The sequence below is a fragment of the Streptomyces sp. JL2001 genome, assembly GCF_050917515.1.
GTDB lineage: Bacteria > Actinomycetota > Actinomycetes > Streptomycetales > Streptomycetaceae > Streptomyces.
Genome location: NZ_CP169421.1, coordinates 2,099,390 through 2,111,918 on the forward strand (window position 1 = coordinate 2,099,390; position 12,529 = coordinate 2,111,918).

The window sequence follows — 12,529 nt, forward strand, 5'->3', positions numbered from 1 at the left end:
CGGGAGGCCCGTGGGCGTCGGCTCACGGGTCGTGTCTTCGTTGTCGCCGGTCTCGTCGGTCTCGTCGGTCTCGTCAGTCGGTGCCACCCCGCCAGTCTCGCGCACCGCGCGGACGTTCCGTCCCGCCGTGGGCGGGACCGCGGCGGGACGCCCGGCTCGGCCACGCCGGAGTGGGGGCGACGCGCCCGGCCGCGTGGGCCGGTCTCAGCGCCTGTCCGCGGGGACGTCGACGGCCGAACAGACCGCCCGCCAGACGTCCTTCGCCTCCCAGCCGGCGTCCAGCGCCTCGTGCACCGTACGGCCTCCCAGCTCGGCCATCACATGGTCCCGCGCGAAGGACTCGGCGTAGGACGCTCCGAAGTGGTCCGCCATCCGTTCCCAGAAAATCGTCAACCGCATGCCTCCAGTATCCCGCTCCCAAGAGTGCAGCCCGGTCCGTAACCCTTGTCACACGCTCCGTGCGGCCTACCGTCGGACCATGGCTGGAACTCCTCTCGCGGCCTCGCCCGCGGCTCCGCACGCGACTCCCCTCGCGCGCGCCGAGCACTTCGTCTGGCTGACGGCCCGCGTCCTCGAACAACGCCGCTTCGCCTACCACTTCCTGCGCGGCGGCGCGGAACCGGTCGAGGTCGCCCTCGCGGCGTACCTCAACGAGGACGGCGGCTACGGCCACGCCCTCGAACCCGATCTGCGGGGCCCGGTGAGCCAGCCGCTGCACACCGGGCACGCGTTGCGGGTGCTGGACTCCATCGGCCGCTGCGGCGGGCTGCGGGTCGAGCGGATCTGCCGCTATCTCACCGAGATCTCGACGCACGAGGGCGCGCTGCCCGCCGTGCACCCGTCCCAGCGCGGCTATCCGGCCGCGCCGTTCGTCCCGGTCGTCGACCACCCGCCGGCGGCGCTGCTGTCCACCGCACCGGTCGTCGGGCTGCTGCACCGCAACCAGGTGTGGCACGCCTGGCTGTTCCGCGCCACGGAGTTCTGCTGGGCCGCGGTCGAGTCCCTGGAGAAGTCGCACCCGTACGAGGTCGAGGCCGCGGTCGCGTTCCTGGACGGGGTCCCCGACCGGTCGCGGGCGCAGGCGGCCGGCGACCGGCTCGGACGCATGGTCCGGGAGCAGGGACTCGCCGTCCTGGACCCGGACCGTCTCGACGACTTCCCGGTGTCGCCCGGGTACGCGCCGGGCGAGCACCACTATCCGTACGACTACGCGCGCGTCCCCGATTCGCTGGCCCGGCGGTGGTTCACGGACGAGGAGATGCGCCGGTCGCTGGACCATCTCGCCGCCGCACAGGAGGAGGACGGGGGCTGGCCGGTCGCCTGGCGGCAGTGGGCCCCCGGCACGGCGCTGGAGGCACGACCGATCGTGACGATCGAGGCGTTGCGGACGCTGCGCGCCCATGGCCGCCGGATCGAGTGACCGCCGGGCCGGCCGGTGCCGGTGCCGGTGCCGGTGCCGAGCCGTCTCAGCGGACAGGGCGGCCAGGCCGGGCGGGCGGGGCCTCGGCGCCGCCCGCCGTGCCCCTCGCGCCGAAACGGGTGCGGGCCGGGCGCGGGCACGCGCCCCCTCCACGGCCTCGCTCAGCCGCCGAGCGCCCGGACCCCCGCCGTGACCACCACCGCCGCGGCGACCACGATCAGGAAGGGCGCGCGCAGGATCAGCGCCACGGCCGCCGCCGCGAGTCCCGCGGCCCGGGCGTCCAGCACCAGCCCGCCGTCGGCGCTGAAGGTCTGCTGGGCGGTGAGCGCGGCCAGCAGGGCGACGGGCAGCAGGGCCGCCAGCCGCTGGACGACGGGCCGCTCCAGGGCGCCGGCGGGGACCAGCAGCCCCAGCAGCTTGACCCCGTAGCAGCCGACGGCGGTGAGGGCGATCGCGAGCCAGACGTTCATCGGGCGTCCTCCTGGTCCTCGACGGGCTGCTGGGCCTCCGCGCGGGGCGCGGGATCCGCCGTGTCCCCGGCGGTGGCGTCGTCGGCCGCGGCGGCGCGGCGCCCCTGCACCCAGAGCACGGCGGGCGCGGCGAGCGCCGCCGCGAGCACCGGGACCCCGGCCGGCAGCACCGGCAGCAGCCCGAGGCCGAGCAGCACCGCGAGCCCGGCGGTGGTGCGCTCGGTGGCCGTGCGGAGCATGGGCGCCAGCAGCGCCAGGAAGGTGGCGGGCCCGGCCGCGTCGAGTCCCCAGGCGCTGGTGTCGCCGATGGCCTCGGCGCCGAGCGCGCCGAGGAAGGTGGTCAGGTTCCACAGCAGGTAGAGCGTGAGTCCGGTGACCGTGAAGCCGAGCCGCACGGCCCGCCGGCTCGGCTGCGCCAGGGCCACCGCCGCGGTCTCGTCGATCACCCAGTGCGCGGCGAACGGCTTGACCGCGCGGGGCAGGGCCAGCAGCTGCGAGAGGCGCAGCCCGTAGAAGGCGTTGCGGGTTCCCAGGAAGAACGCGCCGGCGGCCGCCGTGAACGGGTTCCCGCCCGAGGCGAGCGCCCCCACCAGGGCGAACTGCGAGGCGCCGGTGAAGACGAGCAGGCTGAGCACGCAGGTCTGGAGGAGGGTGAGACCGGACCCGGCGGAGGTCACGCCGAAGGCGAAGCCGGAGAGTCCGACGGCGACGCCGACGCCGAGGGCGTCGCGTACGACCGCCGCGTCCGCCTTGGCGGGGGCGGCGTCGGCCCGTATGACGGGGGGAGCTGTCTGTTCTGCCACGTCAGGGACGTTACGGGTCCCGGCGGCCCGCGGTCTTGTACGTTCTTGCGCGCTGGTACGCCCCCGGCGGGACCCCGACGCTCCGCGCGAAGTGCCGGGTGAGGTGTGGCTGGTCGGTGAACCCGACGGCGACGGCCGCCTCGGCCGGTGCCGTCCCCGCGTCCAGGAGCCGCCGCGCCCGGCGCACGCGGGCGTCGGTCAGCCAGGTGTGCGGCGGCATCCCGTAGGCGTCCCGGAAGGCCCGCAACAGCGCGAACGGGCTGGTCCCCAGGTCGGCGGCGAGCTGCTCCAGGGTCGGCGGGTCGGTCATGCGGGCTTCCAGGACGGCACGTGCGCGTGCCGCGTTGCGGGCGCCGGCCGAGCGGGGCGCGAGCGGGGTGCCGACCCGGCCGCCGTGGCTCCGCAGCATCCGTGCCGTGACGAGCCGCAGCAGGCTGTCGGCGGCGAGGGCGTTGCCCTCCTCCGCGGCCCGGTGGACGCCGACGACGAGCTGGGCGGCGTACGGGTCGTCCACGACGGGGTCGGTGAACCCGACGTCGCCGCGCAGCGCGAGGGTGTCGGCGGCGATCGACCGGATCAGCCCGGCGTCGGGGTAGATCGTGCGGTACGTCCAGCCCTCGGGCACGCCCGCGTGCCCGGTGTGCGAGGTGTCGGGGTTCACCAGGGCGATCTGCCCGGGGCCCGCGTACACGAGGTCGTCGCGGTAGTGGAACGCCTCGACGCCCTCGGTGATCGCCGCGAAGACGAAGGTCTCGTGGGTGTGCCGGGCGAAGGCCTTGCGGACGTAGTGGGCGTGCAGCAGGTCGACGCCAGGCAGCTCGGGGTACTGCCAGTACCGTGCCCGCTCCCCTGTCGCCATGCCCCCATTCTGCGCCAGGCGCCCACCCCGGCGCCCGGCGCGGGCGGCCGGGACGTCCCCGGGGCATCGGCGCCGGCCGCGGGTTCTCCCGGGGTCCCGGCGGTTGTCAGTGCCGGGGTGCACGATGGAGGGCATGGTCACGTCCGCGCTCGACGCCTTCTCCCCCGCGACCCGCGGCTGGTTCACGGGGGCCTTCACCGCGCCCACTGCGGCGCAGGAGGGGGCCTGGCAGGCGATCGGCGCGGGCTCGGACGTACTCGTGGTGGCGCCGACCGGCTCGGGCAAGACCCTCGCCGCGTTCCTGGCGTCCCTGGACCGGCTCGCCTCGACGCCCCCGCCCGCCGACCCCAGGAAGCGCTGCCGGGTGCTGTACGTCTCGCCGCTGAAGGCCCTCGCGGTGGACGTCGAGCGCAACCTGCGCTCCCCGCTGACCGGGATCCGTCAGGAGTCGGTCCGGCTCGGGCGGCCCGAGCCGGACGTGAAGGTGGGCATCCGCTCCGGCGACACCCCGCCCGCGGAGCGGCGGGCGCTGGCCACCAAGCCCCCGGACATCCTGATCACCACCCCCGAGTCGCTGTTCCTGATGCTGACGTCGGCCACCCGCGACGCGCTGGCGGGCATCGAGACGGTGATCCTGGACGAGGTGCACGCGGTCGCCGGGACCAAGCGGGGCGCGCACCTCGCGCTGTCGCTGGAGCGGCTCGACGAGCTGCTGCCGCGCCCGGCCCGCCGGATCGGCCTGTCGGCGACGGTCCGGCCGGTGGACGAGGTGGCCCGCTACCTCTCCCCGCAGCGCCGGGTCGAGATCGTCCAGCCGCCGTCGGGCAAGGAGTTCGACCTGTCGGTGGTCGTGCCGGTGGAGGACATGGGCGAGCTGGGGGGTTCGCCGGCGTCCGAAGGGCGGGAGGGCGGCGACCGGCCGTCGATCTGGCCGCAGGTCGAGGAGCGCATCGCCGACCTCGTCCAGGCCCACCGCTCCACGATCGTGTTCGCCAACTCGCGCCGGCTCGCGGAGCGCCTGTGCAACCGCCTCAACGAGATCGCGTACGAGCGGGCCACCGGCGAGGCGATGCCCGACGGCCCACCGCCGGCCGAGGTCATGGCCCAGTCCGGTGCGGCCCGGGGCGCGCCGCCGCTGCTCGCCCGGGCGCACCACGGCTCGGTCTCCAAGGAGCAGCGCGCCCAGGTCGAGGAGGACCTGAAGGCGGGCCGGCTGCCGGCCGTGGTCGCCACGTCCAGTCTGGAGCTGGGCATCGACATGGGCGCGGTGGACCTGGTGGTCCAGGTCGAGTCACCGCCCTCGGTCGCCTCCGGCCTGCAGCGGGTGGGCCGCGCCGGACACCAGGTCGGCGCTGTGTCCACGGGCGTCGTCTTCCCCAAGTACCGCGGTGACCTGGTGCAGGCGGCCGTGGTCACCGAGCGGATGCGCAGCGGTGCCATCGAGTCGATGCGGATCCCCGCCAACCCCCTGGACGTCCTCGCGCAGCAGCTGGTGGCGATGGTCGCGCTGGACAGCTGGCAGGTGGACGACCTGCTGGCGACCGTGCGGCGGGCGGCGCCGTTCGCCTCGCTGCCGGAGTCGGCGTTCACCGCCGTCCTGGACATGCTGGCCGGCCGCTATCCCTCGGACGCGTTCGCCGAGCTGCGCCCGCGGGTGGTGTGGGACCGGGTCACCGGGACGGTCACCGGGCGGCCGGGCGCGCAGCGGCTCGCCGTCACCTCGGGCGGCACGATCCCGGACCGGGGGCTGTTCGGCGTCTTCCTGGCCGGTGCGGACCCGAAGAAGGGCGGCGGCCGGGTCGGCGAGCTCGACGAGGAGATGGTGTACGAGTCCCGGGTCGGGGACGTCTTCACCCTGGGGACGACCACCTGGCGCATCGAGGACATCACGCGGGACCGGGTCCTGGTCTCCCCCGCGCCCGGTGTACCGGGCCGGCTGCCCTTCTGGAAGGGCGACCAGCTGGGCCGCCCGCTCGAACTGGGCCGTGCGGTGGGCGCGTTCCTCCGCGAGGTCGGTTCCCTCCCGGCCGAGGACGCGCGCCTGCGGCTGGTGGCCGCGGGCCTGGACGCCTGGGCCGCGGACAACGTCCTGGCGTATCTGGACGAGCAGCGCCAGGCGTGCGGTCACGTGCCGGACGACCGGACCATCCTGGTCGAGCGGTTCCGGGACGAGCTCGGCGACTGGCGGATCGTCATCCACTCCCCCTTCGGGGCGCAGGTGCACGCGCCGTGGGCGCTCGCGCTCGGTGCCCGCCTGTCCGAGCGGTACGGCCTGGACGCCCAGGTCATGCACGCGGACGACGGCATCGTGCTGCGGCTGCCGGACGCGGACCTGATGGGGCTGGACCTCCTCGACGACCCCGGGGCGCCGGACGGGCGGTCCGACACGACGTACGACACGGACCAGGCTCCCGTCGGCGCGGCCGACGCCCTCTTCGACAAGGGCGAGATCGGCCAGATCGTCACCGACCAGGTGGGCGGTTCCGCGCTCTTCGCCTCGCGCTTCCGCGAGTGCGCCGCGCGCGCCCTGCTGCTGCCCAAGCGCAACCCGGGCAAGCGCACCCCGCTCTGGCAGCAGCGCCAGCGCGCCGCACAACTGCTCCAGGTGGCGAGCGAGTTCGGATCGTTCCCGATCGTGCTGGAGGCGGTCAGGGAGTGCCTGCAGGACGTCTTCGACGTGCCCGGGCTGACCGAGCTGATGGGGGACATCGAGTCCCGCCGGGTCCGCCTGGTCGAGGTCACCACCCCCGAGCCGTCCCCGTTCGCCCGTTCCCTGCTCTTCGGCTACGTCGCCCAGTTCCTCTACGAAGGGGACTCACCGCTCGCCGAGCGCCGCGCGGCGGCGCTGTCCCTGGACTCCCGGCTCCTGGCCGAACTCCTCGGCCAGGCGGAGCTGCGCGAGCTGCTCGACGTGGACGTGCTCGCGGAGCTGGAGCGGGAGCTCCAGTGGCTCACCGAGGAGCGCCGGATCAAGGACGTGGAGGGCGTGGCGGACGTGTTGCGGGTCCTCGGTCCGCTCACCGACGCGGAGCTGGTGGAGCGGGGTGCCGAGCCGGGCTGGGCGCGGGAGCTGTCCGAGGCCCGCCGGGCCATCCGGGTCCGGATCGGCGGTGCCGAGCACTGGGCGGCGATCGAGGACGCGGGCCGGCTCCGGGACGCGCTGGGCACGGCGCTGCCGGTGGGGGTGCCGGAGGCGTTCACCGAGCCGGTGAAGGACCCGCTGGGCGACCTGCTCGCCCGGTACGCCCGTACGCACGGGCCGTTCACCTCCTCGGCGGCCGCGGCCCGATTCGGCCTGGGCGCGGCGGTCACGGACGGTGCGCTGCAGCGTCTCGCCGCGTCGGGCCGGGTCGTCCAGGGCGAGTTCCACCCCTCCGGCATCGGCCAGGAGTGGTGCGACTCCGCCGTGCTGCGCAGGCTGCGCCGGCGCTCCCTGGCCGCCCTGCGGCACGAACTGGAGCCGGTGCCCCCGGCCGCGCTCGCCACGTTCCTGCCCCAGTGGCAGCACCTGGGCGGGCACGGGCTGCGCGGGATCGACGGGCTGGCGCGCGCGATCGAGCAGCTGCAGGGCGCCCCGGTGCCGGCCTCGGCCCTGGAGAAGCTCGTCCTGCCGTCCCGGGTCGGGGGCTACTCCGCCGCCCTGCTCGACGAGCTGACGACCACCGGCGAGGTCCTGTGGGCAGGAGCCGGCTCGCTGCCCGGCAAGGACGGCTGGATCTCCCTCTACCTCGCCGACGCGGCGCCGCTCCTGCTCCCGCCACCGCACCCCCTGGAGCTCACGGCCCTGCACGAATCGGTCCTGACGGCCCTGACCGGCGGCTACGGCCTGTTCTTCCGCCAGATCGCCGACCAGGTCCGGGCCACCACGCACCCCGACGCGACCGATCCTCAGCTCGCGGACACCGTCTGGGACCTGGCCTGGTCGGGGCGGCTCACCAACGACACGCTCGCTCCGCTGCGCGCGCTGCTCGGCTCGGGCCGTACGGCGGGCTCGACGGCCCACCGTGCCAAGCGCACCGTCCCGCGCGGCCGGTACGGCACGGTCGGCGCCACCCGCCCGGCCTCGCGGACCGGCCCGCCCACGGTCAGCGGCCGCTGGTCGTTGCTTCCCCCGGCGGAGCCGGAGCCGACGCTTCGCGCGCACGCCCTGGCCCGGACGCTCCTGGACCGGCACGGCGTGGTCACCCGGGGCGCGGTGGCCGCCGAGGGTGTCGAGGGCGGTTTCTCGGCGGTGTACCGGATCCTGTCGGCCTTCGAGGACACCGGGCAGGCGCGCCGCGGATACGTCGTGGAGGGGCTGGGCGCGGCCCAGTTCGCGATGGACGGTGCCGTGGACCGGCTGCGGGCGGCGGCGACCGCGCGCGACCGGGGCGCCGAGGCGGGCGCCGGTCCGCGGGCGGTGGTGCTGGCAGCCGCCGACCCGGCCAACGCGTACGGCGCCGCTCTGCCCTGGCCGGAGCCGCCGACCGGGGCGGGCCACAAGCCGGGCCGCAAGGCGGGGTCGATGGTCGTCCTGGTCGACGGCGAGCTGACGCTTTACATGGAGCGCGGCGGCAAGACGGTGCTGTCCTGGCCGACCGAGCCCGACGACCCGGCGCTCCACGCGGCCGCCGAGGCCCTGGCGGCGGCCGCCCTCGCCGGCTCGCTGGGCACGGTCACGGTGGAGCGGATGAACGGAGCCGCGGCGCTGACCTCGCCGCTGTCCAAGACCCTGGAGGCCGCGGGCTTCCACGCCACTCCGCGGGGTCTCCGCCTGCGCCCCTGACCGCCCTGCCACCGGACCGGGGGGCGTCACGCGTGCCGCCGGTCCCCGGCCCGGGCGTCACCCGGGCCGGTCGTCGGCGGCCGCGCGCCGGATCGCGGCGAGCGTACGGCCGACGTCCTCGTCGGTCGTCGACCAGTTGCTCACCGAGATCCGCATCACGCGCCGCCCGTGCCAGGTGGAGCCGCTGATCCAGGCCGTGCCGTCGTCGAGCAGCCGGGTCAGGACCCGATCCGTCCGCTCGTCGCCGCCGAAGTCGGCGCAGACCTGCGTGAACACGACGTCGTTCAGGACGCTCGCGCCCTCGATCGCGGCGATACCCGACGCGAAGGCGGAGGCGTGCCGGCACAGCCGCTCGACGAGGTCGGCCACGCCGGACCGGCCGAGGGACCGGAGCGCCGCCCACACGGTGAAGGCCCTGCCGCGCCGGGAGAGCTCGGGGACCTTGTCGACCGGATCGCCGTGCTCGTGCTGGATGAGGTAGTCGCCGCGCTGGCCCATCGCCGCCCGGAGGGCCGACGGGTCGCGCACGAGGGCGAGGCCGCAGTCGTAGGGGACGTTGAGGGTCTTGTGCGCGTCCGTCGCCCAGGAGTCGGCGTCCGCGCAGCCCGCCGTCAGGTGGGCGTACCGCGGGGAGGCCGCCGCCCACAGTCCGAACGCGCCGTCCACGTGCACCCACGCGCCCGCCTCCCGGGCGGCCCGCACGGTGTCGGCGAAGGGGTCGAAGGCCCCGGAGTGGATGTCGCCGGCCTGGAGGACCACGAGCGTGGGTCCTCGCCCGCCCGCGGCCACGGCACGGCGCAGGGCTTCCGCGTCGATGCGCCCCTGGGTGTCCGCGCTCACGAGCCGCGGCCTGCCCAGCCCGAGGTAGCGCAGGGCCAGGTCGACGGCCATGTGGCGGGACTCGCCGGCCAGGACGCGGACGGGTGGGCCACCGGCGAGGCCGTCGCGGGCGACGTCCCAGCCGGCCCGGCGCAGCACGGCGTCCCGTCCGGCGGCGAGGCAGGTGAAGTTCGCCATCGTGGCGCCGGTGGTGAACCCGACGGAGGCACCGTCCGGCAGGCCGAGGAGATCGAGCAGCCAGGCGGCCGCGATCTCCTCGGCCGCCGCGTAGGCGGGGGTCACGGCGCGCATCACGCAGTTCTGGTCCCAGGCGCTCACCAGCCAGTCGGCGGCGAGGGCGGCCGGCTCGGTGCCGCCGACCACGAATCCGTAGAAGCGGCCGCCGGGAAACGCGGTGAGTCCCGGCTCGCAGGCCGTGGCCAGCAGGTCGACGACGTCGGCGGGCGGGCTGGGTCCGTCGGGCAGGTCGGTACCGAGGGCGCGCACGATCTCGTCGACGGTGGCGCGGGCGGGTACGGGGCGGTCGGGCAGGCTCGTCAGCCAGCGGACGCCATGGTGGTACGCCTGCCGGAGCGCCGCCTCGCGCGGGTCCATACCTCGGACTATGGTCCGGCCGTCCGGGCCCCGCAAGCCGGCGGCGGCCGGGCCGTACCCGCGCCTGGAATCCGCTGGTCCGCCGGTCCCGGTGCGCCATAGCATCCGCCCATGACCGAGAAGGTGGCGGAAGACGCCGGCGAGCAGGAATCCCGGGCCACGGAGGACGCGGAAGCGCCCCGGGAGGTCTGCTGGCGGGGCCGGGGGATCGCCTTCGCGGCGCTCGACGTCGACGACGCGGATCAGATACACGCCTGGCGCAGCGATCCGGTGGCGGCGTACGAGATCGGCATGTGGCCGCGCGCCCTGTCCGGGGTGCGCGAGCGCATCGAGCGCGACCGGGACGACGACGACCGCGACGACTTCCTCGTCCTCCTTCCGGACGGCACTCCGATCGGTCACATCGCCCTGATCGACCAGGACCTGGTGGACGGCACGGCCGAGATCATGCTGATGACGGATCCCGGCCGGCGCGGCCGGGGCCACGGCACGGACGCCGTGAACGCCCTGGTCGACCTCGCCTTCGGCGAGCTGCCCATGCACCGCGTCCAGGCCGTCACGCACACCACCAACACCGCGGCCCTCGCCGTCCTGGCGAAGGCCGGCTTCGTCCAGGAGGGGGTGCGCCGTTCCGCCTGCCTGCACCGCGGCCGGCGGCACGACGTCGCCGTCCTGGCCCTGCTGCGGGACGAGTGGGCGGCGCTCCCCCGTCCCCGGTCGTGGGACGAGCCGGTCGTCGCCGGCTGAGCCACCGGCGGCCCGCCGGCCGCCCCGCGCACCACACGTGCGCCGGGTCGGTCGCGCATCATGGGTGCCATGCCCGAGGGAGACAGCGTCTGGAAGGCCGCGCACCGGCTCGACTCCGCGCTGGCCGGGCGGGTCCTGACCCGGTCCGATCTGCGGGTGCCCCGGTTCGCCACGGCCGATCTCACCGGCCGCACGGTCCTGGACGTCACCCCGCGCGGCAAGCACCTGCTGACCCGTGTGGAGGGCGGCCTGACCCTCCACTCCCATCTGCGCATGGACGGGTCGTGGCGGGTGTACGCCACCGGTGAGCGCTGGCGCGGGGGCCCCGCCCACCAGATCCGGGCGATCCTCGGCAACGCCGAGCACACCGCCGTCGGCTACCGCCTCCCGGTCCTCGAACTGATCCGCACCGCGGACGAGGCCGAGGTCGTCGGCCATCTCGGTCCGGACCTCCTCGGCCCGGACTGGGATCCCGACGAGGCGGTCCGCAGACTCGGTGCGGACCCGGAACGCCCGCTCGGCGAAGCCCTGCTGGACCAGCGCAACCTCGCCGGCATCGGCAATGTCTACAAGGTGGAGCTGGCCTTCCTCGCGGGCGTCACGCCCTGGCTCCCGGTCGGCGAACTCCCGCCGGGTGTCCCCGAGCGACTGGTGGCCACGGCCCACCGCCTGCTGGAGGCGAACAAGGACCGGCCCGACCGCCGGACGACGACGACCGCCCGGAGCCGGGAGCGCCTGCACGTCTACGGCCGCGAGAACCGCCCGTGTCCGCGGTGCGGCACCCTCGTCCGCAAGGCGGAACCCCCGGGGCAGCTGGAGCGGATCAGCTACTGGTGCCCCGGTTGCCAGAAGGGCCCCTCCAGCTGATTGACGGTCCGTCAGATCCGGTCGTACGGTCCCGTCATGCCCCTCATGGCGTACGACCTCACCGGCCGCACGGCCTTCGTCACCGGCGCGGCGAGCGGCATCGGCCGCGCCACCGCCCTGCTCCTCGCCCAGGCGGGTGCCGTCGTCCACTGCGCCGACCGTGACGCCGCGGGCCTGGAGGAGACCGGTGCGCTCGTCTCACGGCACGGGGGGAGGGCTCGCCTCCACCCGCTGGACGTCACCGACCGCGCCGCGCTCGCCGCCGCCGTCGCGAGCGCGGGTCCGCTCGACGTCATGGCCGCCGTCGCCGGGATCATGCACACGAGCACCGTCCTGGAGACCCGCGACGAGGACCTCGACCGCGTCCTCGCGGTCAACTTCAAGGGAGTCCTGTACGCCTGCCAGGAGGCGGCCCGCTCGATGATCGCGTCCGGGACGCGGGGTTCGATCGTGACGATGGCCTCGGGAGCGGTGGACTCGGCCGGCACCGGCCTGCTCTGCTACAGCGCCGCGAAGGCGGCCGTGGTGCAGCTGACGAAGACCCTGGCCACGGAGGTCGGCCGGCACGGCATCCGCGTCAACGCGGTCGCGCCCGGCTGGATCCGCACCCCGATGACCGACCGGCACGAGCCGGCCGCACAGCTGCAGGCGGAGGCGGCCATGGTGCGGTACTCCCCCCTGGGCCGGGTCGGCGAACCGGAGGACATCGCGCACGCGGTCCTCCATCTCGCCTCCGACGCCTCGTCGTTCACGACGGGTCAGATACTCCGCCCGAACGGCGGGGTGGCGATGCCGTGGTGACCCGGGCGTCCGACACGCCCCGCCCACCCCGGCCGCCCGCGGCGGCGGACGCCGTCACGTGCACCGGCAGCAGACTCAACCCCCAGCCACCGGCCGCGACCGCCCCCTCGACCAGCCCGGACTGCTCCGGAACCAGCGCCAGTCGCAGCACCGCCCACCACCACAGCCCGCCGGCCAGCAGTGCGCCCGCCACCCGTGCGCGCGTCACCGCGGGAACCCGTCGCCGTACCATGGCCGCCTCCTGCGGTCGACGCTAGACCGGCCGTATCACCCGGCGGGAGGGCGCATGGGGGGCATACCGGGCGCACGGCCCCCACGGACCGCCCGGCCCGGACGCCGCCTCCGGCGTACGCGTCGGCGGGA

Annotated in this window: 11 protein-coding genes; 5 read left to right on the top strand and 6 right to left on the bottom strand. The window is 75.6% G+C overall.

The features are described 5' to 3' along the window. Positions 1–204: 204 nt before the first annotated feature. Positions 205–399 carry a DUF3046 domain-containing protein gene (locus tag ACE1OA_RS09105; protein WP_147980005.1) on the bottom strand — a complete coding sequence of 65 codons (195 nt, stop codon included), beginning with the start codon at positions 397–399 and terminating at the stop codon, positions 205–207. A 79-nt stretch (positions 400–478) separates the two neighbouring features. Here ACE1OA_RS09105 and ACE1OA_RS09110 point away from each other — a divergent pair, with 79 nt between their 5' ends. Next, positions 479–1,420, top strand: a complete 942-nt coding sequence (locus ACE1OA_RS09110; RefSeq protein ID WP_386542296.1) for a hypothetical protein — start codon at positions 479–481, stop codon at positions 1,418–1,420. Positions 1,421–1,581: 161 nt separating this feature from the next. Here ACE1OA_RS09110 and ACE1OA_RS09115 read toward each other — a convergent pair whose 3' ends face one another. From ACE1OA_RS09115 to ACE1OA_RS09125, 3 genes are read right to left on the bottom strand one after another with little or no spacing between them, the layout of a single operon-like run. Next, positions 1,582–1,890, bottom strand: a complete 309-nt coding sequence (locus ACE1OA_RS09115; protein ID WP_356604321.1) for an AzlD domain-containing protein — start codon at positions 1,888–1,890, stop codon at positions 1,582–1,584. Next, positions 1,887–2,693, bottom strand: coding sequence for an AzlC family ABC transporter permease (locus tag ACE1OA_RS09120; protein ID WP_356604323.1), 807 nt, complete (start codon positions 2,691–2,693; stop codon positions 1,887–1,889). Before ACE1OA_RS09120 ends, ACE1OA_RS09115 begins: the two co-directional genes overlap by 4 nt. A gap of 10 nt (positions 2,694–2,703) precedes the next feature. After that, positions 2,704–3,552: an AraC family transcriptional regulator gene (locus ACE1OA_RS09125; protein WP_356777484.1), complete on the bottom strand. Its 849-nt coding sequence runs from the start codon at positions 3,550–3,552 to the stop codon at positions 2,704–2,706. A 133-nt stretch (positions 3,553–3,685) separates the two neighbouring features. On the opposite strand from ACE1OA_RS09125, the gene ACE1OA_RS09130 reads away from it, so the two are divergent. Then, on the top strand, positions 3,686–8,317 hold the full coding sequence (locus ACE1OA_RS09130; RefSeq protein WP_384867759.1) for an Lhr family helicase: 4,632 nt from the start codon (positions 3,686–3,688) through the stop codon (positions 8,315–8,317). Positions 8,318–8,374: 57 nt separating this feature from the next. On the opposite strand, the gene ACE1OA_RS09135 is transcribed toward ACE1OA_RS09130, so the two are convergent. After that, positions 8,375–9,751, bottom strand: a complete 1,377-nt coding sequence (locus tag ACE1OA_RS09135) for a pyridoxal phosphate-dependent decarboxylase family protein (protein ID WP_432752620.1) — start codon at positions 9,749–9,751, stop codon at positions 8,375–8,377. 111 nt (positions 9,752–9,862) lie between these two features. On the opposite strand from ACE1OA_RS09135, the gene ACE1OA_RS09140 reads away from it, so the two are divergent. The 3 genes from ACE1OA_RS09140 to ACE1OA_RS09150 all read left to right on the top strand — a co-directional run bounded on the left by ACE1OA_RS09140 (position 9,863) and on the right by ACE1OA_RS09150 (position 12,166). Beyond that, positions 9,863–10,498: a GNAT family N-acetyltransferase gene (locus tag ACE1OA_RS09140; RefSeq protein WP_432752621.1), complete on the top strand. Its 636-nt coding sequence runs from the start codon at positions 9,863–9,865 to the stop codon at positions 10,496–10,498. Positions 10,499–10,567: 69 nt separating this feature from the next. Further along, a complete protein-coding gene (locus tag ACE1OA_RS09145; protein ID WP_384867763.1) occupies positions 10,568–11,365 on the top strand; it encodes a DNA-formamidopyrimidine glycosylase family protein in 798 nt (265 codons plus the stop codon). 36 nt (positions 11,366–11,401) lie between these two features. Next, complete coding sequence (locus ACE1OA_RS09150) at positions 11,402–12,166, top strand: SDR family NAD(P)-dependent oxidoreductase (protein WP_356777492.1); 765 nt, start codon at positions 11,402–11,404, stop codon at positions 12,164–12,166. On the opposite strand, the gene ACE1OA_RS09155 is transcribed toward ACE1OA_RS09150, so the two are convergent. Continuing rightward, complete coding sequence (locus tag ACE1OA_RS09155) at positions 12,114–12,398, bottom strand: hypothetical protein (protein ID WP_356604337.1); 285 nt, start codon at positions 12,396–12,398, stop codon at positions 12,114–12,116. The genes ACE1OA_RS09150 and ACE1OA_RS09155 overlap by 53 nt on opposite strands. Positions 12,399–12,529 lie beyond the last annotated feature (131 nt).